Raw genomic sequence first — 18,208 nt, 5'->3', positions numbered from 1 at the left:
CACATCGATGGTTCACCTCTCCCCTTGTGGGAGAGGTGAAGTCCTCGCGCGAGGTGTACCGATGAGCATATCCGACCGGGTTCGCGTCAAAGATGTTCGCGTCCTCTCCAAGGCCCGCTACCTGCTCACGAGCACGACCTTCGACTACCGCCGCACCAATGGCGAGTGGCAGACGCAGGTTCGTGAGAGCTATGATCGCGGCAACGGCGCGGTGCTGCTGCCCTACAATCTGAAGACGCGCACTGTCGTGCTGGTGCGGCAATTCCGCTACCCCGCCTTCGCCAACGGCTATGACGACCTGCTGATCGAGGCCGCCGCAGGCATGCTCGACGACGCGGCGCCCGAGCTACGCATTCGCGCCGAGGCAGAGGAAGAAATCGGCTACCGGCTCGAGCACGTGCGCAAGGTGTTCGAGGCGTTCATGACTCCCGGCGCAGTGACCGAGAAGCTGCATTTCTTTGTCGCCGAATACGACGCCGCGATGCGTGTCGGCGATGGCGGCGGGGTCGCCGACGAGGGCGAGGACATCGAGGTGCTGGAGCTTCCGATCGACGAGGCGCTCGCCATGATCAGCGACGGCCGCATTGTCGATGCCAAGACCATCATGCTGCTGCAATACGCAGCGCTGCGTCTGTTCAGGTGAATGCCGAGCCGTCCCGTCGCGTGGCGGGACGACATCACGCAAGATGCGACGATAAGAGCAGCGCGCTATCGCATCGTGATCGCGAGGCCGCTCAGATCGGCGTTCGCCATCAGGCCCACTTGCTGGCCGGTCAGTTCGAGCACCGCGCCCTTCTGGTTGGTGAGCACGATCGCGCGGGCGCCGCGGCCGAGCGCCAGCCCCGCACCCGCCGCGCCATAGATGCCGGCGACGTCGGAGGGACGATTGATGTTGCTGACACGGCCGCGCAGCACGGTCTTGGAGCCGCCGAACACCAGACCGTAGTCGAGCCCGCCGGTGGAGAGCGCATAGGTGCGGCCGCGGAACGTCAAGGTACCGCTGCCGCCGGAGCCGCCGATGATCCATCCGGCCTTGTAGATCGTGAGTCTGATGAAGCCGCTATCGGCATGGGCGGCGGAGGACAAGGCGGCGCCTGCGAACGCCGTCAGTACGACCAGCGCGGCACGAAGGGCGGATGACAATCTCATTGTGCGGTCTCCCTGAAGTTCGCTCACGTCGCGACGCAGATACGAATCGCGGCGCGCCGACTGTAGCAAGCGCGCATCGCAGCGCAATTTGGCACGGCGCCCGAGAATGCACCGGGCGGGCGTACGGCAATGCCGCGACGCCCGCCCGTGTGCTGGCCGGCATGGCGATGCCGCGTCAATGATGCTTGATCAGCGCGTCGCGCGCGGCGGCCAGCTCGAGGAACGCCGCGCTGTTGCCACCGCCATCGGGATGCACCGTCTTGGCGGCGCGCTTGAAGGCCTGATGGATCTCGGTCGCTGCCAGGCGCCGGCCGAGCGGCAGGCCGAGCAGTTGCCGATACCGGTCTTCCAGCGTCAGCATCTTCGGTGCGAGGCCGCGCCGGCCGAACTGCGGCGCGGACAGCATATGCAGCGCATCGCTGATGATGCCAAGGCGGCGTCGCGCCATCTCCTTGGTGCGGCGATCGGCCGATCTTGCGGCCGCGTGGCGCAGGATCGGCAGCACCTGTGCGGCCGCCTGTCGCAGCGTCTCGTCGATGTCGGTTGCGGCGATCTCGGCCACCATCCGGGCCATCTCGCCGTAGTCGGGATCGGACGCCGCGCGGAAGCGCTCGATCGCAAGTCTCCACTGCCTGATATGCGGGTCCATGTTCGGGTCCGTGCTGTCATCCGAATCTGGATGACAGCAACGCGCAAACACGGCTTGGCGTTTCGATTGGCGCAGTTTTGAATAGTGTTGTCGACAACTCACAACAAACGAGGAACGCCATGCCCCTACTCGACAATCACATTGCCGTCGTCACCGGTGCGGGCTCCGGCATCGGGCGCGCGATCGCTCTAGGCTACGGACGCGAGGGCGCGCGCGTCGTGCTGCTCGACATGAATGGCGACGCCGCGGCCGAGGCGGCAAAGGAGATCCGCGGCGCCGGCGGCAAGGCGGAGAGCTTCGCGCTCGACGTCACCAATCGCGACGCCTGCATCGCGATGGCAAAGCAGGTGGCCGACAAGGTCGGGCCGGTCTCCATCCTGGTCAACAATGCCGGCATCGCCCGCCGCAACGGCATGCTTGGCGCAGAAGAGGCCGTGATCAAGGACTGGGAGGACATCATCTCGATCAATCTCACCGGCGTCTTCAACGTGACGCATGCCTTCCTTGCGCCGCTGCGCAAGAACAAGGGGCGCATCGTCAATATCGGCTCGATCCAGTCCTTCGTACATCTGCGCACGCCGAGCTCACCCGCCTATACCGCTTCCAAGCACGGCGTGCTCGGCTTCACCAAGGCGCTCGCCGCCGAGCTCGGCAAGGATGGCGTGCGCGTCAATGCGATCGGCCCGGGGTTCATCGAGACACCGCTGAACGAGAAGGTGCGCGCCACCAATCCGGATCTGGTGAAGGTCTTCATGGATCACACGCCGCTCGGCCGCGCCGGCAAGCCGGAAGACATTGTGGGGCCCGCGATCTTCCTGGCCTCCGATATGTCGGCTTACGTCTCCGGGTCGATCGTGATGGTGGATGGCGGCTATCGGACGCTGTGACGACGGGAACCCAATCGTGGCGATTTCGGGGTATTTGCGTTATAGCGCAGACGCTTAGTGGATATTAAGGAGTTGTTAACCAAACGGGCACAGCGTGAAACTACAGGTTTTGGGGTAGTTCGATTCTCGATGTTTCCGCTTCATCGGTGAGGCGGGCGTTGATCGGGAGGTGTCAATGTCCTACGCGTCCACCCTGCCTGCGCCGGAAGCTGTGCTGCTGCCGTCGCTGGCCCCAAATGAAATCGTGCCACTGCTGATCGGTGCGACCGTCGACGAGGTCGAACGGGAGCTCGTGCTGCAAACGCTGGCCCGCTGCGACGGCAACCGCACCCGCGCCGCGCGCGTGCTCGGGCTGTCGGTCCGGACCTTGCGGAACAAGATCCGCGAGTATTCCGCCGACGGCATCGACGTGCCGCCGCACGCCGATCACGGCAGCGGCTAGCGGCTCAGATCGGCAGGTCGATCGCAAGGCGCCGCCAGCGCGACAGCAGCGGGCTGTCGTCGGGACCGAGATAGCTTGCGAGGCTCATCTCGGTCGCCGCGGTCTGTTGCAGCGTCCGCGTGGTCAACGCGACCGCATAGTCCCAATAGTCGCGCCGGTCGCACGGGTCCTCCGCGACCAGCGACTTTGCGAGGATCTCGACATAGATCGCGGTCACGGCCTTCTGCCAGAGTTCGCGAGCGTTGGTCGCTGCGGGCGGCCCGTCGCTTCGCGCGTGCCACATCAGCCAGTAGTCCTCTTCCGCACCGGCCCAGGCCGACGGCGGCAACGATGGATCGAGACACGGCGAGCGGCACAGTAGGGGCTTCCTCATGCGCGCATCGCAGAAGAAGGAATAGCCGAGCTTGTGATACCAGCTCACGCGAAGAAATCTGCGGATCTCAGCCTGCTCATGCGCCTCCAGCGATCGACCGCCCGAACGTTCGAGATCGGCGATGATTGCCTCCACCCTGTCACGATCGAACGGTTCGACTTCCAGCACCACACCGACGTTGCGCGGAAACAATTCGTCGAGCATGTCGATCATCTCGCGATAGAACATCCGCGCCAGGCCGCCGCCCCGCCACGCCTTCTGTACGCCGACATAGTTGCAAAAGATCAGCTTGCTTGCGTGATCGCAGGTGAAGAAGCCGAGCCCGATCGCACGCTCGGCGGCGCGCAGAATGAAGAAGCGCGAGTCGAGGCAATACGACATCTCCCGACCGTCAAGAGTGAAGGTCCGCGGCTCGCCGACATCATCTGATAATACCCAGTGCACGATATCGTCCGAATCGTCGCGCTCGCTCGCGGGAAACAGCTCTTCATAGAGATCGAGGACGCCGGTGCCGCGAAAGGTCTCCTCGTCGAGCACGTCGTGCCGCGCGACCACGATATCGAGCGTCGGCAACCGTGCAGGTCCGCCTGCAGCCTCGCCGCGCGTGTCATTCAGAATCCGCAACGCGCCCTCCGTCGTCACCAACACATCGAATTATGACTGTTGATCGCTTGCATCAGCAGCATTGGCCGCCAGAATTGAAGCTGTCATCCAACCTCTGTTACAAGCAGCCTGAAATCTTGACGGAGCATATCAGTGGTTGACGACACAACTTCCCGCCAGGGGCTGCGAGGACCGCAGGGGCCGCAAGGCCGTCAGGGCGAGCCGGGACGTCCGGGTCCACAGGGCCATCCGGGGCGGCCGGGGCCGGAAGGCCCGCGCGGCAAGCCGGGTCCCCAGGGAAAGGCCGGACCGGTCGGCAAGGCAGGCCCGCAGGGCAAGCCCGGGACGCCGGGCAAGGCGGGTCCGCAAGGCGCCCGCGGCGAGCCTGGTCCGCAAGGCCCCCAGGGCCCCGCGGGTCCGCGCGGCGAAGCCGGACCGCCCGGGCAGCTGCCGTCAATCGACCAGGTGATGCCGTGGCTGCACATGATCTTCGACGCCTGGGAAGACTACAAGCGCACCAAGGAGCGCGAAGCGGCCGAGCAAGCCGCGCGCGACGCAGCCGAACGCGCAGCCGCGGAGGCGATCGCCCTTGACGTCGACCCCGGCGATTACGGCGAAGATGATGACGACGACGATGATCACAAGAAAAAGAAGAAGCACCGCAAGAAGGACAAGAAGTAACCCTTCTTGTCCTTAGCTGCGCGGGCACTCCTTGTAGCCGAACCGGTCGATGATCATCGCACCCGGGATCGCGTGGAATTCCAGCGTATCCATGTAGTGATGCGCAAGCACGTATTGCCGCAGCGCGGGCTTGTAGGCATTCAGCATTCGCTGGGTCGACGTCGCATTGATGTTGCGCTGGCGGTCGTGGCCGGCGTGAAACAACAGCGTCGCGCTGCGCTCGACACAGACATTGCGCAGCCCGAAGAACAGCGTGCAGTTCGACTGACAATGTCCCTTGATGCGGAATAGCTCGCCGGTGGCGTTGGCCCGGTCGATCTCGGGCTGGAATTTTCCGATCCAGCCGCCCATGCCGTAGCCTTCGGACGTGCCAGCGCAAGCGGCCGACGACGCCAGCGCAACGACAAGTGCAATGATGATGCGCATGGCGCGCCCCTCAGTTCGCAATAGACAACGCCGGTTGGAGCCGCTTTGCAAGCGCGCCCTGGCGCAAGGCCTGATACTCAGCGGTCCACACCCGGGTTGACCGGTCGATCGCAGGGCGAAACGAGGTGGATGAGCTGGAAGACCCAGCGCATCGCGTAGTACCAGGCAACGCCCGCGAACACCCCGCAGACCGACAGGATGATGACGTTGGCGAGATCAATCGCGCCGCTCGACCACAGCATGCCGCAGGTCCACAGGACAGCGAACGCGACCGAGCAGAGGGTGAGCAGGACGGCAGGCTTCATGGCGTTGCTCCGGGGAACGGGATGAGCGGCCAATCATGCCCGGGAGCGTCCAGCTATACCGTGACGTGCATCGCGGAATGTCGGGGCTTCAGCCGAACCGCAAACGGGAGCGCTCCCTCGCCTTTTCAGCCGCGACCTCGCGGTCGCGCGCCGGCGCCGTGGTCTGCAACGAGATCAGGAGTTTTCGCGCCGCCTCGGAGACCTCGGACACGGCACGGTTGAACGCGGCCTCATTGGCTTGCGACGGCTTGTTGAAGCCGGACAATTTGCGCACGAACTGCAGCGCCGAGGCGTGGATCTCCTCCTCCGTGGCAGGCGGCTCGAAGTTGAACAGTGTCTTGATGTTGCGGCACATGATGGTCTCCCTCGCCCCGGGATGAGGGGGCGGCTGCCCCAAGGACGATCGGCTGCTGCAAAATACGACATCGTGGTTTATTCTGGCACCCCTCATCGTCCAAAGCGGAGCGAGGTTCCCGATGAGCCACGTGATCTATAAGGTCGTTCAGCACGATGGTGGCTGGGCCTATACCGTCAACGGGGTGTTTTCGGAACCGTTTCCAACGCATGCCGCAGCGCTCGCCGCCGCGCGCCGGGCCGCGACGGAGCAACGCGTCCCCGGGCGCACCGAGGCGATCCAGTACGAAACCTCCGACGGCAAGTGGACGACCGAAACCGCCGCCGGCAACGATCGCCCCGAGACGGATGTCGATGACGGCCGCTAGCGTATTTGACGTAGTCAAAACGGAACCTGCACGCCTAGCCGATCGAAAAACGCCCGTCCCCGATCCGTGATCCGCAACGCACGCGGAATGCGATGCGGTGCGACACAGCGCGCCGCGAGCAGTCGCGCGAGCACCGCATTGGCAAAGGGACCGGCGAGATGCGGCACGCGCTCGGTCCAGTCGTTGCAGAGCCGCAGATGCGGCTGCCGCGCAGGGTCGAAATCGATCTTCTCGGCCCGGCACCAAGCCAGCCCCTGCTCGGTCACGTGACCGCTGCAGCCATCGACGACGACGAGCCGGCGGCGAACCAGCGCATTCGACAGCAGCACGCCGAGCTGACCCGCCAAATGATGGTAGCAGGTGCGAGATTGCCTGAGCTGTTCGGCCGGCATCGCATGCCTGCGCGTAGCATTGGTTCTGGCGGCCAGGTCGACCAGGGTCTCGATCAACGCCGCAACGTCGTCGTCCTTGATCCGATAATACCTGAACCTGCCCTGAGCCCAGACCGACAGCACGCGCGCATCGACCAGCTTCTGCAGATGCGCGCTCGCACTTTGCGGCGAGATCCCAGCGACGGCGGCAAGTTCGCCGGCGGGCAACGCCTTGCCGTCGGCGAGCGCGCTGACCATCGCCTCGCGCGCCGGATCGCCAAGCGCCTCCGCGATCCGCGAAAATCCTGTCTGCACGGACTGGGATGATCCCACCGCATCGTCCTCCACGTCGACAGCAACGTCCTAACCATATTCAGGACGTAGCGAAACTTATTTCAGATTTTCCTGAAACATCAGAGCCGCGTCTTCAGCTCAAATCGGTACAGGTCAACAGAAAGACAAGGGAACAGTCATGACATCCGACAGGAACGATGCGGAACGCATCTACAGGCTTTGGGACGAAGCCCTCGGCAACAAGGACCTGGAAGCGGCGCTGGCGCTCTATGCCCCCGACGCCTCGATCGAAAGCCCGCTGGTTCAGCACCTGATGCAGACAAGCGAGGGGATCGTCCGCGGAAAGGATATGCTGCGCGAGTTCGTCACGCGGGTGTTCCGCACCAACCCGCCGCAGCGCAGGCGCTTCAAGCAAGGCTTCTTCACCGACGGCCGGATCATCACCTGGGAATATCCGCGACAGTCTCCGGACGGCGATCAGATGGATCTCGTCGAGGTCATGGAGATCAAGGACGGCCTGATCCAGCGCCATCGCGTCTACTGGGGATGGTATGCGCTCAACATCTTGAGGGCGAGCTAGCGCGACAATTCTCCCCCGGTCGCGCGGCGGGCCACTCGGACAGCTCGCTCTGTCATGATAGGCTTGCGCCCATGCGGCTGGACAAATACGCCGCGCCCCGGGGAGAAGCACGATCATCCGTTTGTGCGCGGCGCTCACCGCCGCTGTCGTCTCGTTATCGGTACCGGCCATGGCTGCAGATTATCCCGCGCCGAAGGACGGCGAGTGGACCGCGAAGGACTTCAAATTCCACACCAGCGAGATCATGCCGGAGCTGCGGCTGCACTACACCACGATCGGCGCACCGAGCGGACAGCCGGTGCTGGTGCTGCACGGCTCCGGCGGCTCGGCCGCCAGCATGCTGACGCCGACCTTCGCCGGCGAACTGTTCGGACCCGGTCAGCCGCTCGACGCGTCAACGATGATTTCGCACTGCATCAAGTCCCGTGGCTTCGTTTCGCTGATTCTTTGAGCATGCATGTCAGCACTGTTCGTGCCCAATCGCGTCAACAACTGCTTCGCCACCGCGGACGCGGTTTAGATGACGTCGAGATGACGCGCCCGGCGCTCGGTGCTAATCTCAAATCTCATCCGACGGGGGAGCCGTGACCGATCTTGCCGCAACCGACCTCGCCACGATCTATCCGCAGCCAACCGCACGCGTGATCGCCAAAGCGCGTCCGGGGATCGACGCGCACGCACGAAAGTTCATCGAGATGTCGCCGTTCTGCGTGCTGGCAACCTCCGGCTCCGACGGCAGCGTCGATGCGTCGCCGCGCGGCGGCACGCCGGGCTTCGTCAGCGTGACAGGGCCAAACGAACTGTTGCTTCCGGACCGCTCCGGCAACAATCGCATTGACAGTTTCCACAACATCGTCGAAGGCACGGGCCTCCTGCAGCTGATCTTCTTCGTGCCTGGCATCGACGAGACGCTGCGGGTCGGCGGCAAGGGCCGGCTGTCGGCCGATCCGGATCTGCTTGCGGCGATGATCGAGTTCGGCAAGCCGCCACGCGCAGTGCTGCGCGTCGACGTCAAGGAAGCCTATTTCCACTGTGGCAAGGCGCTGATGCGCTCGAAATTGTGGGCGGCGGAGACGCGGGTCGAACGCAAGGTGTTTCCGAGCATCAGCCAAGTGATCCACGAGCAGACCGCGCTCGGCGAACCGGAGACCCAGGAGGCGGTCTACGAGCGCTACAAGACCCAGCTGTGACGCGGCGCGGCGGAGCCTCCCGAGGTTTTGAGACAAGTCTCCCTATTAAGATTACTTCTTAACTAATAATTAAGTATGAATTTGCGGACGCAGCGGGGCACGGCTTAGCGTCACTCACCGAGTCCGTAACGCAAGAATTGGTGCGTGCCATGGCGTGTAGAATCTATCGGACGCTTATTGCGTCCGCGGGCGTTGCCGCGCTGATATTTGCGGGCGCGACCGAGACTTTCGCAAGATCGGGCGCGGCGGCGCGCGGTGCATTCGCCGCACACCATCCGGCCTTCCGTCATCATGGACGTGTGCCCGGCACCTTCTGGCCGGCCACCGTCGGCTTTGATTACGGCCCGTTCGAAGAGCCGCTCGTCGAGGCCGCGCCGCCGATCTCGAACGACGTCCGCTACACCTACACCTATGACGTTCCCTGGGACTGGGCGCATCGCTATCCGCCGGCGGTCGTGCCGTCGGACCGTCCCTATGTGTCGAGCTGTCCGACCGAGAGTGTCACGGTTCCCGGACGCGGTGGAGACCGAACTGTCAACATCACCCGGTGCTACTGACGCGCCGGATCCAACCGATACCACAAGCGAAAGAGGCCGCCCGTATGGGCGGCCTCTCGCAATTTTGGGGATGATCCAGCGAACGCCGCTCAGGAATCCTCGCCCTTCAGATGGCCGACGTGCTTCTGGGTGTAGAGCTCAAGGCCGATACGCTTGATCAGGTCGAGCTGGGTCTCGAGGAAGTCGATGTGATCCTCCTCGTCCTTCATCAGCTCCTCGAACAGGTCGCGGCTGACATAGTCCTTGACGCCGTGGCAGTGAGTCGCCGCCTCCTCGTACAGCGCGCGTGCGGCAATTTCGGACGCGAGATCGCACTCGATGATTTCCTGGACGTTCTGGCCGATCTTCAGGGGATCAAGCACCTGCAGATTCGGAAAACCCTCAAGGAACAGGATGCGAGCGACGAACTTGTCGGCGTGCTCCATCTCCTCGATGGATTCCTTGCGCCAGACCTTGGCCATCTCCAACAGGCCCCAGTTGTCCAGCATCCGATAGTGGAGCCAGTACTGGTTGATGGCGGTCAGTTCGCTGCGCAGCCCCTTGTTGAGATAATCGATGACCTTCGGGTCGCCTTGCATGATCCACTCCACCTGTCGCGGCCAAATCGGCCAGATTCCAACTTTAGAACGCTTCTAAGTCAGATTGCTAGCAAGGGCAACCCTCCGCGGAAGCGCGTGGATAATCCTGATTGCAGTCGATTTGGGGAGGGATCAGCAGGCCGCGAGCGCGAATTCGGCGGGCTCGGCGTCCTCGTCGTTGGCCGCGTGGGGATGGCTGTGCGGGCAGCCGGCGCAGCAGGCCTTGGCGCAGGGACCCAGCGCCTCATCAATGATGGCCTTGATCGTGCGCGCGCAACGGCCGCATTCGGCGCTGCAGCCGAGACAGCCGTACATCTGCTTGGCATTTCGTGTCAGGGACCCGCCGGTGCTCACGGCATTGCGGACATCTTGGTCGCTGAGGACGTTACAGGAACAGACAATCACGGGCAGGTCCATCGGTGATGCTTGCTATTATCGATATTGTCGGGTCTCGCCGGATGCAAAAGGAAAAAGCGCTTTTTGAAGCAATTCCAAACTGATGCGGGATTCATATTGGAACGAGTCTAAACTGATCGGGCATCGAAGCCCATTCTGGCGCTCGCCAGGCGCGTGGCACTCAATCGCCGCTGCCGCCTCCCCCACCATCGCCGCCGCAGTCGCCACCACCGCCAGCATCGCTGCCGGCGCCGTCGGCCGTGCAGTGACCGGCATTTCTCCGTTGTCCACAGGCACGTCCTCGGTTTGTGCGGCGCGAGACATGGCGAAATCTACACGCATTCGTGGCCAAATGAGGCGGCTCCGTTCATTGATCGTTCAAGCGAAATATGGAACCTTCGGCGAGACAGATCACTTGCATGCTGTCCCCGCTCGCGAGAGAAAAGGTGAGGCCATGAAGAAGACATTGCTGGCGCTTTGCGCCGTCGCCGCCCTGGCGGTTTCGACCGTGGCGGTCCCCGCCCCTGCCCACGCACAACGCGGTGTCGCCGCTGGCGTCGCTGCAGGCTTGATTGGCGGCGCCATTGTCGGCGGCGCGATCGCATCGCAGAACCGCTATTACGGCCCCGGCTATTACGCGCCACCGGCTTATGTTGCAGGGCCCGGCTACTACGGCCCGGACTGCTATTGGCAGCGCCAGCGCTTCTGGGATGGCTACGGCTGGCGGATTCGCCGCGTCAGGGTCTGCGATTAATCGCCGTTCATCTCGATTAAATCGAACCAGACGTCCCGGAGAACCGACTGTTTTCCGGGACGTCCGCTTTATGTGGCCTGAAAAAACCGCTTTCTTGGCCGATAGAGCCGCCGACGTTTACTTTCGATTGACTGTTCTGCGCTGTTTAGCAAGACAGCAGTTCGAACCAGCGTGTGAGTCATCTCAAACCCGGCGTCGGACCACGGCGCCACCCCTTCCAGGAGAGCCAAAGACATGAAGAAGACTTTAGCTGCCCTTGTCGCCGTTACCACGATTGCCGGTTCGCTGGCCGTTGCTCCGGCCGCCAAGGCCGGTGACGGCGGCGCGATCGCGGCCGGCGTTGCCGGCGGCCTGATCGGCGGCGCCCTGCTCGGCGGCGCTATTGCGGGAGCCCGTCCCGCCCCGGTCTATGTTGCACCGGCGCCGGTCTACGTCGAAGAAGCCCCTTGCCGCTGGGTTCGTGAGCGGTTCTGGGACGGCTACGGTTGGCGTTTCCGCCGCGTCCAGGTTTGCGACTGATCCATCGACGCGACTTCCGCATTAGTTTTCGAAACCCGGCCTCCAGCGGCCGGGTTTTTCTTTGGTCACGGATGCGCCCCGGGAATTCCGTGCCGCAGCGTCAGCGCGCGCAGGATCGCGTCCTTGCCCTCAACGAACCGGCGGCCGTTTGCTCGACCGGTTTCGAGGCCGTGTTCAGCATCGTCGGCAAGCACGAGAACCGGCAGCGACTGGTTCTCGACACCGATGAGCGCCACAACCGCCTGCCTTGGCCGCGGCCACGCGATCCGCTCGACGTCGATCACCTCCTCAAGGTCAGGAAATGACGCAAGCACGCCTTCCAGCAACGCGCAGTGCCAGCAATAGAAGCGCTGGCCGGGGAAGGCCGGATCCTCGAAGCCGGGCTTGAGAAGAAACAGCCTGTCGCGCACCGCGCTTCCTCCCCCGGATCGACTGTCAGCGTTGGCCGCGCATCGCGCGCAGCACCGTGTCGCTCGGCCAACAATCGACCTTCAGCCCGGCCTGTTTCTGATAGGCACCGAGCGCGGCGCGGGTGAGCATTCCGGCCTTGCCGTCGAGCTTGTCCTTGTAGAGGCCGATCCGCGTCAATTCATGCTGCATGGCCTCGACGTCGGCGGAGCGAAGCTGCGTCGACGCCGACCACGGCGTCGCAAACGACAGCGGGCTTGTCATGCGGTCGGCGAGATGGCCGACGAACAGCACGTAGAGATCGGAGAAATTGTACTCCTTGATCACAAAGTAGTTCTTCGTGGTCAGGAAGGCAGGGCCGTAGATGCCCTCCGGCTGCAGCAGCGAGGCCGGCTGCGCCTGCTCGGCGACGCTGAGCTTCAGCCCGCGCACCGGCACGAAACCGGCGCGGAGCCACTGGCCGATCGGCCTGGTCACCTCAGGCACGCCCATCGTGCAATCGACATCGGCCGGCGCCTTCACCTCGTAGGCCCAGCGCACGCCGGGCTGCCAGCCCTTGTTGACGAGCTGTTGCGCCGCGGAGGCGAGCGCGTCCGGCACCGAGTGCCAGATGTCGACGCGGCCGTCGCCATCGAGATCGACGCCGTGCTTGTAATATTCGGACGGCAGGAACTGAGTGTAGCCGGTCGCGCCGGCCCAGGAGGAGGTCATTTCCTTGCGCTTCACCACCCCCTCGCCGAGGATCTTCAGCGCCAGGATGAATTCGGTGCGGTACTGATCCTTGCGGCGGCCGACATAGGCCTGCGTCGCGACCACGCGCAGCGTATCGTAGGGCAGCGCATAGCGGCCGTAATCGGTCTCGCGGCCCCAGATCGCCAGCACGACCGGGGCCGGGACGCCGAACCGCTTCTCGATCGCATCGAGCGCCGGACGATACTTCTGCAGCAGCTTCTGCCCTTCCGCCGCGAGCCGTGCGATGGAGGCCTCCTTGATGTAGTCGGCCGGCACCTGCACGAACTCGGCCTGCGCCGGCGCGCCGGTCTTGGGACGGCCGGGCAGGATGAGGTCGGGCAGCTTATAGTCGGGCTCGAGCCCGCGCGTCTCGCGCTCGAAGGTCGCGCGCGACACGCCGGCGGCCTGCGCTTCCGGCCACAGCGAGGCGATGAACTGGGTGAACGCGGCGTCCGCAGCGCGCGCGGGCGAGACGATCGGCCAGGAAAAAAGCAGAAGCCCGAAGGCAAGCGCGCGGAGGAAGGTCAAATCCAACAGCCTGTTCACGCAGCGGTCCAATGAGCGCACCATCCGGCGACGCCCCGTCATGTTCATGCCGTGAGCCTTATCACGACACCGGATTGGTGTGAACCGCGGCCGGCCCGAGGGCCGCGCTCAATGCGCGGCCTGCTGCTTGGCTCCCTCGATCGAGTCGTTCGACAGCTTGTCGACGATGGCGATGCCGATGGCCGACAGGATGAAGACGCAGTGGATGATGGTCTGCCACATCACGCCGGTCTCGGTGTAATTGCCTTTGCCCGACGTCAACGCGCCCGCCTCGATGAAGGTGCGCAGCAGATGGATCGAGGAAATGCCGATGATCGCCATCGCCAGCTTGATCTTCAGCACGCTGGCATTGACGTGGCTGAGCCATTCCGGCTCGTCGGGATGGCCCTGCAAATTGAGGCGCGACACGAAGGTCTCGTAGCCGCCGACGATCACCATCACCAGGAGGTTCGAGATCATCACGACGTCGATCAGGCCGAGGACGGCCAGCATGATCTGCTGCTCGCTGAAATCGAAGGCATGGGCGAACAGGTGCCAGAGCTCCTTCAGGAACAGCACCACATAGACGCCCTGGGCAATGATGAGGCCGACATAGAGCGGCAATTGCAGCCAGCGCGATCCGAAGATCAGCATGGGAACAGGACGCAGCGACCGGCCCTTCAGGGGCGCACGCGCGTCGGAAATGGCGGACATGCTGGATAGCTCGCGGGATTTGAATTGCGGAGCGCTCTATCTACGCAATCCCAGGCGCTTGAAAAGCGACAACTGGCCGCAGAGCGTGCCGTGATGCTGCCACGATCCTGCAAATGAGGAAACGGTCGAACACTCCATGCTCGTCATGCCCGGCCTTGTGCCGGGCATCCACGTCTTGATTTCCGCGAGCGCAGATGTGGATGGCCGGGACATAGGCGAGCGGAAGCGACGCCGTCCTTCGGGCGGCTATGCCGGCCATGACGGTGTCTCGACGATCTAGCGCGTCAGCTTCTTGTACTTCACGCGATGCGGAATGATGCTGTCCTGGCCGAGCCGGCGCATCTTGTCCTTCTCATAGTCCTGGAAATTGCCTTCGAACCATTCGACATGGCTGTCGCCCTCGAAGGCCAGGATGTGGGTCGCAATGCGGTCGAGGAACCAGCGATCGTGGCTGATGATGACAGCGCAGCCGGCGAAATCCTCCAGCGCCTCTTCCAGCGCGCGCAGCGTATCGACGTCGAGGTCGTTGGTCGGTTCGTCGAGCAGCAGCACGTTGGCGCCAGACCTCAGCATCTTCGCGAGATGCACGCGGTTGCGCTCACCGCCGGAGAGCGCGCCGACCTTCTTCTGCTGGTCCGCGCCCTTGAAGTTGAAGGCCGAGCAATAGCCGCGCGAATTGACTTCCTTCTTGCCGAGCAGGATCAGCTCGTTGCCACCGGAGATTTCCTCCCACACGGTCTTGCTGCCGTCGAGCGCGTCGCGCGACTGATCCACATAGCCGAGATGCACGGTCTCGCCGACCGTGATGGTGCCCTTGTCCGGCGTTTCCTGCTCGGTGATCATCTTGAACAGCGTGGTCTTGCCGGCGCCGTTCGCGCCGATCACGCCGACGATGCCGCCGGGCGGCAGCTTGAAGGTGAGATCATCGATCAGCAGGCGATCGCCAAAGCCCTTGCTGAGGCCTTCGAAGTCGACCACGTTGGCACCGAGCCGCTCGGCGACCGGAATGATGATCTGCGCGGTCTGGGTCTGCTTCTCGCTCGCCTTCTTGAGCAGCTCCTCGTAGCGCTGGTAGCGGGCCTTCGACTTGGCCTGACGCGCCTTCGGCGAGGAGGCGACCCATTCCTGCTCGCGGGCCAGCGTCTTCTGGTGCGCGGCCTCCTCGCGGCCCTCCTGCTCGAGCCGCTTCTGCTTCTGCACCAGCCAGGACGAGTAGTTGCCCTCGTAGGGAATGCCGCGGCCGCGGTCGAGCTCGAGAATCCACCCGGTGACGTTGTCGAGGAAGTAGCGGTCGTGGGTGACGATCAGGATCGCGCCCGGATAGTTCCGCAGATGGCTTTCCAGCCACGACACCGACTCGGCGTCGAGATGGTTGGTCGGCTCGTCGAGCAGCAGCAGGTCCGGCTGGTCGAGCAGCAGGCGGCACAGCGCGACGCGGCGGCGCTCACCACCCGAGAGCTTGGTGACATCGGCATCGTCCGGCGGGCAGCGCAGCGCGTCCATCGCCTGGTCGACCTTGCTGTCGAGATCCCACAGGCCCTGGGCCTCGATCTCGTCCTGCAGCTTGGTCATCTCGTCGGCGGTCTCGTCCGAATAGTTGACCGCGAGCTCGTTGTAGCGATCGAGGATCGCCTTCTGCTTGGCGACGCCCTGCATGACGTTTTCGCGAACGGAGAGATTGGGATCGAGGTGCGGCTCCTGCTCGAGATAACCGACGCGGGCGCCGTCGGCGACCCAGGCCTCGCCGGTATATTCCTTGTCGAGGCCGGCCATGATCTTGAGCAGCGTCGACTTGCCCGAGCCGTTGACGCCGAGCACGCCGATCTTGGCGTCCGGATAGAAGCTCAGATGGATGTTATCGAGCACCTTGCGGGTCGGGTAGCTCTTGGTCAGACCCTGCATGAAATAGATGAACTGGCGCGCCATCCGCTGTCCCTGGAATTGATCCGATTTGTGGAAATTTTTGCTGCCGCCGATGTAACGGCCAGCCCCCGAAAGCGCAACCGCGGGACCGGCGTTTTCCGGCCGCTCACCACGGGCGATTACCGGTTCGACACCATGTGTGCGCCGGACCACGACAATTGAAACCATCTTTTAATAAATCAGGCCAAAACTCGTTTTCAGGCGCCGAAAATGGCGTTTTTCGCGGCGAAACCGCGATCAAATGAGTAGAGGCCGCGTCATGGCTACCATCACTTCGGCATCTTTCCCGCGCCCGGCGACCAGAAGCGAGACCGGGCTGTTCAACGAATTCCGTGCCTACTGGCGCGCCTTCATTGCGAGGGCGTTCAACCCCTATCGGCCGGAACTGCACTATATGCGTGGCCCGGGCCCGGCCTGGCGCGCCAAGCACGTCGCCGTGTCACCCGCCGTGCAATCGATGCTCGCCGAAATCCGCACCGCGAAGGCGCACAAGTCCTCTCCGTCCGCATAACAGCCGTCACCACAGCCGCTTGCGCGCCCGCCGATTGCGCGCGACCATGACGACCCACGACGGTGCATGTTCGCCGTCGCCCTCGCCATGAACGGACCTGCCAATGACGCGGCTCAGCTGTGCAATCCTCGACGACTATTTTGATCTCGCGCTTTCGGTGGCCGACTGGCCTCGGATCAAGGACCGCGTCGACGTCACCGTCTTCGACAAGCCGTTCGCAGGCGAGGCCGATGCGGCGGCGAAGCTGAAAGATTTCGACATCATCTGCGCGATGCGCGAGCGTACCCCATTTCCGCGCTCGCTGCTCGAGGGCCTGCCCAGGCTGAAGCTCTTGATCACCTCGGGCATGCGCAACGCGTCGATCGACATGGAGGCGGTCAAGGATCGCAAGATCGTGCTGTGCGGCACGCAGTACGGCCGCGATCCCACCGCGGCCCTGGCCATGGGCCTGATCCTGGAACTCACCCGCGGCATCGGCCGCGAGAACGCACGGATGCATGCCGGCGAGCCCTGGCAGGCCTTTGCCGGCACCGAGATCGAGGGCAAGACGCTAGGCATCATCGGCCTCGGCAAGCTCGGCAGCAAGGTCGCCGGCATGGCCAAGCCATTCGGCATGAACGTCATCGCCTGGAGCCCCAACCTCACGCCCGAGAAGTGCAAGGAGGTCGGCGTCGGTTGCGCCAGCAAGGACGAGCTGTTCGCCACTGCAGACATCATCACCATCCATGTCGTGCTGAGCCCACGCTCGCGTGGGCTGGTCGGTGCCGCCGACCTCGCGCGGATGAAGCCGTCGGCCTATCTCATCAACACGGCGCGCGGACCGATCGTCGATGAGGATGCCCTCCTCGCGGTGCTCCGCGAGAGGAAGATCGCTGGTGCCGGCATCGATGTGTTCGCGGTCGAGCCGCTGCCATCAGACCATCCGTTGCGCAAGCTCGACAATGTCGTGATCACGCCGCATCTCGGCTACGCAACGCGCGAAGGCCTGCAGACGCATTACGGGCAGATGGTCGATTGCATCGACGCCTTCACCAAGGGCGGCGAGCTGCCGCGGCGTCTGGCCTGAGGCGGACGGAACCACGCTCAGCGCGACCGAACTGCGAGAGCGGCGACGCCTCTACGACTTCAATATCCAGCGAAATGCGCGTCGAAGCTCGGCGCCGCCGTCACGGTCGTACCAGCGGCCATGGGCGAGGATGATCCGTTCGGGATTCCATTCGATCATGGAGGCGACGGCGGCCTTCACCGTGGCACCGTTCTTCGCGAAGGTCAGCCGCATGTCGCGCGGCGTGCTGCCGTCGGGATCGCGCACGCCACCGATCCAGGTCAGAAATCGCATCAGCGATGAGTTGATCCGGCCCGCCTCGAAATTCTCGATCAGGTCGGTCAGCACCAGTGTCCGCGACGGGCGATGGAAGAACACGAACTCCGTCATGTACTTCCCTGCAACTGGCAACGTCGCGATCGCGTCGTCCCAGGGATAGCCCGATGGCCGGTCCAGCGCCTCGCCATCGCAAGCCAGCCGCGCGCCGGCCTGCTGCCTGATCCCGGGTGCGAGATAGACGCGTGCCTCGGGATAGGCAGCATGCCAATCCGGTATCCACCAGTAATGCAGCCGGTTTGGTCCGACGATCCAGCAAGGCTTGCCGAGGCGCGCAATCTCGGCCTTGAGCGCGTCATCCAGCGGCGTCGGCGAATGAACGAACAGCCTGTCCCCGGCGAGCCGAATGATCGTCGCACGTGTTGGAAACGGCATCCTGAGCCAGCGCGGACCGAACCGGATGACGGGGCCATCGACGATCCACACGTCGTCTGCGACCGGCTTCGGCGTGTTCAGCGGTGGGTAGGTCAGGCGGGCTTCGTGCATCGCATGCCTCGCGGCGGCAACGTCGAGATGCCCAGCTTGTTACAACAAAAAA

Annotated in this window: 27 protein-coding genes and 1 pseudogene; 13 read left to right on the top strand and 15 right to left on the bottom strand. The window is 63.9% G+C overall.

All coding sequences use genetic code 11. From position 1 onward, the window contains the following. The first annotated feature begins 61 nt into the window (after positions 1-61). Complete coding sequence (locus tag MTX19_RS09075) at positions 62-643, top strand: GDP-mannose pyrophosphatase (RefSeq protein ID WP_280983320.1); 582 nt, start codon at positions 62-64, stop codon at positions 641-643. Between the two features lie 65 nt (positions 644-708). On the opposite strand, the gene MTX19_RS09070 is transcribed toward MTX19_RS09075, so the two are convergent. Both MTX19_RS09070 and MTX19_RS09065 read right to left on the bottom strand, forming a co-directional pair. Next, a complete protein-coding gene (locus tag MTX19_RS09070) occupies positions 709-1,149 on the bottom strand; it encodes a hypothetical protein (protein ID WP_280983319.1) in 441 nt (146 codons plus the stop codon). 175 nt (positions 1,150-1,324) lie between these two features. Beyond that, positions 1,325-1,798, bottom strand: coding sequence for a hypothetical protein (locus MTX19_RS09065; protein WP_280983318.1), 474 nt, complete (start codon positions 1,796-1,798; stop codon positions 1,325-1,327). A 119-nt stretch (positions 1,799-1,917) separates the two neighbouring features. Here MTX19_RS09065 and fabG point away from each other — a divergent pair, with 119 nt between their 5' ends. Together fabG and MTX19_RS09055 are read left to right on the top strand one after the other, a co-directional pair. Continuing rightward, positions 1,918-2,685 (top strand): 3-oxoacyl-ACP reductase FabG, encoded by a 768-nt coding sequence (gene fabG, locus MTX19_RS09060; protein WP_280983317.1) that lies wholly within the window; start codon positions 1,918-1,920, stop codon positions 2,683-2,685. A gap of 175 nt (positions 2,686-2,860) precedes the next feature. After that, positions 2,861-3,127 carry a helix-turn-helix domain-containing protein gene (locus tag MTX19_RS09055; RefSeq protein WP_280983316.1) on the top strand — a complete coding sequence of 89 codons (267 nt, stop codon included), beginning with the start codon at positions 2,861-2,863 and terminating at the stop codon, positions 3,125-3,127. Positions 3,128-3,131: 4 nt separating this feature from the next. Here MTX19_RS09055 and MTX19_RS09050 read toward each other — a convergent pair whose 3' ends face one another. Continuing rightward, the gene (locus MTX19_RS09050) at positions 3,132-4,124 is read right to left on the bottom strand and encodes a hypothetical protein (protein WP_280983315.1); all 993 of its coding nucleotides are present in this window, start codon (positions 4,122-4,124) and stop codon (positions 3,132-3,134) included. 132 nt (positions 4,125-4,256) lie between these two features. Here MTX19_RS09050 and MTX19_RS09045 point away from each other — a divergent pair, with 132 nt between their 5' ends. Continuing rightward, complete coding sequence (locus tag MTX19_RS09045; RefSeq protein WP_280983314.1) at positions 4,257-4,784, top strand: collagen-like protein; 528 nt, start codon at positions 4,257-4,259, stop codon at positions 4,782-4,784. Positions 4,785-4,796: 12 nt separating this feature from the next. Here MTX19_RS09045 and MTX19_RS09040 read toward each other — a convergent pair whose 3' ends face one another. From MTX19_RS09040 to MTX19_RS09030, 3 genes are all read right to left on the bottom strand, one after another. Beyond that, the gene (locus MTX19_RS09040; RefSeq protein WP_280983313.1) at positions 4,797-5,210 is read right to left on the bottom strand and encodes a hypothetical protein; all 414 of its coding nucleotides are present in this window, start codon (positions 5,208-5,210) and stop codon (positions 4,797-4,799) included. A 77-nt stretch (positions 5,211-5,287) separates the two neighbouring features. Continuing rightward, complete coding sequence (locus MTX19_RS09035; protein ID WP_280983312.1) at positions 5,288-5,515, bottom strand: hypothetical protein; 228 nt, start codon at positions 5,513-5,515, stop codon at positions 5,288-5,290. Positions 5,516-5,603: 88 nt separating this feature from the next. After that, positions 5,604-5,870, bottom strand: a complete 267-nt coding sequence (locus MTX19_RS09030) for a DUF2277 domain-containing protein (protein ID WP_280983311.1) — start codon at positions 5,868-5,870, stop codon at positions 5,604-5,606. Between the two features lie 121 nt (positions 5,871-5,991). On the opposite strand from MTX19_RS09030, the gene MTX19_RS09025 reads away from it, so the two are divergent. Then, positions 5,992-6,237 (top strand): DUF2188 domain-containing protein, encoded by a 246-nt coding sequence (locus MTX19_RS09025; protein ID WP_280976129.1) that lies wholly within the window; start codon positions 5,992-5,994, stop codon positions 6,235-6,237. 14 nt (positions 6,238-6,251) lie between these two features. On the opposite strand, the gene MTX19_RS09020 is transcribed toward MTX19_RS09025, so the two are convergent. Beyond that, positions 6,252-6,923: a metalloregulator ArsR/SmtB family transcription factor gene (locus MTX19_RS09020; RefSeq protein ID WP_280983310.1), complete on the bottom strand. Its 672-nt coding sequence runs from the start codon at positions 6,921-6,923 to the stop codon at positions 6,252-6,254. A 157-nt stretch (positions 6,924-7,080) separates the two neighbouring features. Here MTX19_RS09020 and MTX19_RS09015 point away from each other — a divergent pair, with 157 nt between their 5' ends. The 4 genes and pseudogenes from MTX19_RS09015 to MTX19_RS09000 all read left to right on the top strand — a co-directional run bounded on the left by MTX19_RS09015 (position 7,081) and on the right by MTX19_RS09000 (position 9,229). Further along, the gene (locus MTX19_RS09015) at positions 7,081-7,482 is read left to right on the top strand and encodes a nuclear transport factor 2 family protein (protein WP_280983309.1); all 402 of its coding nucleotides are present in this window, start codon (positions 7,081-7,083) and stop codon (positions 7,480-7,482) included. Between the two features lie 112 nt (positions 7,483-7,594). Next, a pseudogene (locus tag MTX19_RS09010) lies at positions 7,595-7,879 on the top strand (hypothetical protein); the annotation flags it as partial. Positions 7,880-8,066: 187 nt separating this feature from the next. Beyond that, complete coding sequence (locus tag MTX19_RS09005; protein WP_280983308.1) at positions 8,067-8,672, top strand: MSMEG_1061 family FMN-dependent PPOX-type flavoprotein; 606 nt, start codon at positions 8,067-8,069, stop codon at positions 8,670-8,672. A 149-nt stretch (positions 8,673-8,821) separates the two neighbouring features. Then, a complete protein-coding gene (locus MTX19_RS09000) occupies positions 8,822-9,229 on the top strand; it encodes a hypothetical protein (protein ID WP_280983307.1) in 408 nt (135 codons plus the stop codon). Between the two features lie 89 nt (positions 9,230-9,318). Here the strand turns inward: MTX19_RS09000 and bfr are convergent, their stop codons facing one another. The 3 genes from bfr to MTX19_RS08985 form a co-directional block, all read right to left on the bottom strand. Next, entirely contained in the window at positions 9,319-9,807 is a 489-nt protein-coding gene (gene bfr / locus MTX19_RS08995) for a bacterioferritin (protein WP_280976123.1), read from the bottom strand. 132 nt (positions 9,808-9,939) lie between these two features. After that, positions 9,940-10,212: a (2Fe-2S)-binding protein gene (locus MTX19_RS08990; RefSeq protein WP_280978003.1), complete on the bottom strand. Its 273-nt coding sequence runs from the start codon at positions 10,210-10,212 to the stop codon at positions 9,940-9,942. Positions 10,213-10,239: 27 nt separating this feature from the next. Next, positions 10,240-10,527, bottom strand: a complete 288-nt coding sequence (locus tag MTX19_RS08985) for a hypothetical protein (RefSeq protein WP_280983306.1) — start codon at positions 10,525-10,527, stop codon at positions 10,240-10,242. A 130-nt stretch (positions 10,528-10,657) separates the two neighbouring features. Here MTX19_RS08985 and MTX19_RS08980 point away from each other — a divergent pair, with 130 nt between their 5' ends. Together MTX19_RS08980 and MTX19_RS08975 are read left to right on the top strand one after the other, a co-directional pair. Then, entirely contained in the window at positions 10,658-10,957 is a 300-nt protein-coding gene (locus MTX19_RS08980; RefSeq protein ID WP_280983305.1) for a hypothetical protein, read from the top strand. 234 nt (positions 10,958-11,191) lie between these two features. After that, on the top strand, positions 11,192-11,476 hold the full coding sequence (locus MTX19_RS08975; protein ID WP_280976119.1) for a hypothetical protein: 285 nt from the start codon (positions 11,192-11,194) through the stop codon (positions 11,474-11,476). A gap of 65 nt (positions 11,477-11,541) precedes the next feature. Here MTX19_RS08975 and MTX19_RS08970 read toward each other — a convergent pair whose 3' ends face one another. The 4 genes from MTX19_RS08970 to ettA all read right to left on the bottom strand — a co-directional run bounded on the left by MTX19_RS08970 (position 11,542) and on the right by ettA (position 15,781). Beyond that, positions 11,542-11,886, bottom strand: coding sequence for a DUF3088 domain-containing protein (locus MTX19_RS08970; protein WP_280983304.1), 345 nt, complete (start codon positions 11,884-11,886; stop codon positions 11,542-11,544). Positions 11,887-11,911: 25 nt separating this feature from the next. Continuing rightward, positions 11,912-13,093 carry a lytic murein transglycosylase gene (locus MTX19_RS08965; protein WP_280984738.1) on the bottom strand — a complete coding sequence of 394 codons (1,182 nt, stop codon included), beginning with the start codon at positions 13,091-13,093 and terminating at the stop codon, positions 11,912-11,914. A 177-nt stretch (positions 13,094-13,270) separates the two neighbouring features. After that, entirely contained in the window at positions 13,271-13,855 is a 585-nt protein-coding gene (locus tag MTX19_RS08960) for a TIGR00645 family protein (RefSeq protein WP_280983303.1), read from the bottom strand. 276 nt (positions 13,856-14,131) lie between these two features. Beyond that, positions 14,132-15,781, bottom strand: a complete 1,650-nt coding sequence (gene ettA, locus MTX19_RS08955; RefSeq protein ID WP_280983302.1) for an energy-dependent translational throttle protein EttA — start codon at positions 15,779-15,781, stop codon at positions 14,132-14,134. A 256-nt stretch (positions 15,782-16,037) separates the two neighbouring features. Between ettA and MTX19_RS08950 the strand changes: the two genes are divergently transcribed. After that, positions 16,038-16,289, top strand: coding sequence for a hypothetical protein (locus MTX19_RS08950; RefSeq protein WP_280983301.1), 252 nt, complete (start codon positions 16,038-16,040; stop codon positions 16,287-16,289). A 103-nt stretch (positions 16,290-16,392) separates the two neighbouring features. Next, positions 16,393-17,355, top strand: coding sequence for a D-2-hydroxyacid dehydrogenase family protein (locus tag MTX19_RS08945; RefSeq protein WP_280983300.1), 963 nt, complete (start codon positions 16,393-16,395; stop codon positions 17,353-17,355). A 51-nt stretch (positions 17,356-17,406) separates the two neighbouring features. Here the strand turns inward: MTX19_RS08945 and MTX19_RS08940 are convergent, their stop codons facing one another. Beyond that, on the bottom strand, positions 17,407-18,156 hold the full coding sequence (locus tag MTX19_RS08940) for a DUF4336 domain-containing protein (RefSeq protein ID WP_280983299.1): 750 nt from the start codon (positions 18,154-18,156) through the stop codon (positions 17,407-17,409). Between the last annotated feature and the right edge of the window lie 52 nt (positions 18,157-18,208).

It is taken from the genome of Bradyrhizobium sp. ISRA464 (genome assembly GCF_029910095.1).
Classification (GTDB): Bacteria; Pseudomonadota; Alphaproteobacteria; order Rhizobiales; family Xanthobacteraceae; genus Bradyrhizobium.
Note: the sequence above shows the minus strand (reverse complement) of the source record. Positions and strands in the feature narration are given on the sequence as shown.

Excerpts from the sequence above, each read along its gene's own strand:
- MTX19_RS09075 (WP_280983320.1), top strand. The coding sequence starts at position 62 with ATGAGCATATCCGACCGGGTTCGCGTCAAAGATGTTCGCGTCCTCTCC.
- MTX19_RS09070 (WP_280983319.1), bottom strand. The coding sequence starts at position 1,149 with ATGAGATTGTCATCCGCCCTTCGTGCCGCGCTGGTCGTACTGACGGCG.
- MTX19_RS09065 (WP_280983318.1), bottom strand. The coding sequence starts at position 1,798 with ATGGACCCGCATATCAGGCAGTGGAGACTTGCGATCGAGCGCTTCCGC.
- fabG (WP_280983317.1), top strand. The coding sequence starts at position 1,918 with ATGCCCCTACTCGACAATCACATTGCCGTCGTCACCGGTGCGGGCTCC.
- MTX19_RS09055 (WP_280983316.1), top strand. The coding sequence starts at position 2,861 with ATGTCCTACGCGTCCACCCTGCCTGCGCCGGAAGCTGTGCTGCTGCCG.
- MTX19_RS09040 (WP_280983313.1), bottom strand. The coding sequence starts at position 5,210 with ATGCGCATCATCATTGCACTTGTCGTTGCGCTGGCGTCGTCGGCCGCT.
- MTX19_RS09035 (WP_280983312.1), bottom strand. The coding sequence starts at position 5,515 with ATGAAGCCTGCCGTCCTGCTCACCCTCTGCTCGGTCGCGTTCGCTGTC.
- MTX19_RS09030 (WP_280983311.1), bottom strand. The coding sequence starts at position 5,870 with ATGTGCCGCAACATCAAGACACTGTTCAACTTCGAGCCGCCTGCCACG.
- MTX19_RS09025 (WP_280976129.1), top strand. The coding sequence starts at position 5,992 with ATGAGCCACGTGATCTATAAGGTCGTTCAGCACGATGGTGGCTGGGCC.
- MTX19_RS09015 (WP_280983309.1), top strand. The coding sequence starts at position 7,081 with ATGACATCCGACAGGAACGATGCGGAACGCATCTACAGGCTTTGGGAC.
- MTX19_RS09000 (WP_280983307.1), top strand. The coding sequence starts at position 8,822 with ATGGCGTGTAGAATCTATCGGACGCTTATTGCGTCCGCGGGCGTTGCC.
- bfr (WP_280976123.1), bottom strand. The coding sequence starts at position 9,807 with ATGCAAGGCGACCCGAAGGTCATCGATTATCTCAACAAGGGGCTGCGC.
- MTX19_RS08985 (WP_280983306.1), bottom strand. The coding sequence starts at position 10,527 with ATGTCTCGCGCCGCACAAACCGAGGACGTGCCTGTGGACAACGGAGAA.
- MTX19_RS08980 (WP_280983305.1), top strand. The coding sequence starts at position 10,658 with ATGAAGAAGACATTGCTGGCGCTTTGCGCCGTCGCCGCCCTGGCGGTT.
- MTX19_RS08975 (WP_280976119.1), top strand. The coding sequence starts at position 11,192 with ATGAAGAAGACTTTAGCTGCCCTTGTCGCCGTTACCACGATTGCCGGT.
- MTX19_RS08960 (WP_280983303.1), bottom strand. The coding sequence starts at position 13,855 with ATGTCCGCCATTTCCGACGCGCGTGCGCCCCTGAAGGGCCGGTCGCTG.
- ettA (WP_280983302.1), bottom strand. The coding sequence starts at position 15,781 with ATGGCGCGCCAGTTCATCTATTTCATGCAGGGTCTGACCAAGAGCTAC.
- MTX19_RS08950 (WP_280983301.1), top strand. The coding sequence starts at position 16,038 with ATGGCTACCATCACTTCGGCATCTTTCCCGCGCCCGGCGACCAGAAGC.
- MTX19_RS08945 (WP_280983300.1), top strand. The coding sequence starts at position 16,393 with ATGACGCGGCTCAGCTGTGCAATCCTCGACGACTATTTTGATCTCGCG.
- MTX19_RS08940 (WP_280983299.1), bottom strand. The coding sequence starts at position 18,156 with ATGCACGAAGCCCGCCTGACCTACCCACCGCTGAACACGCCGAAGCCG.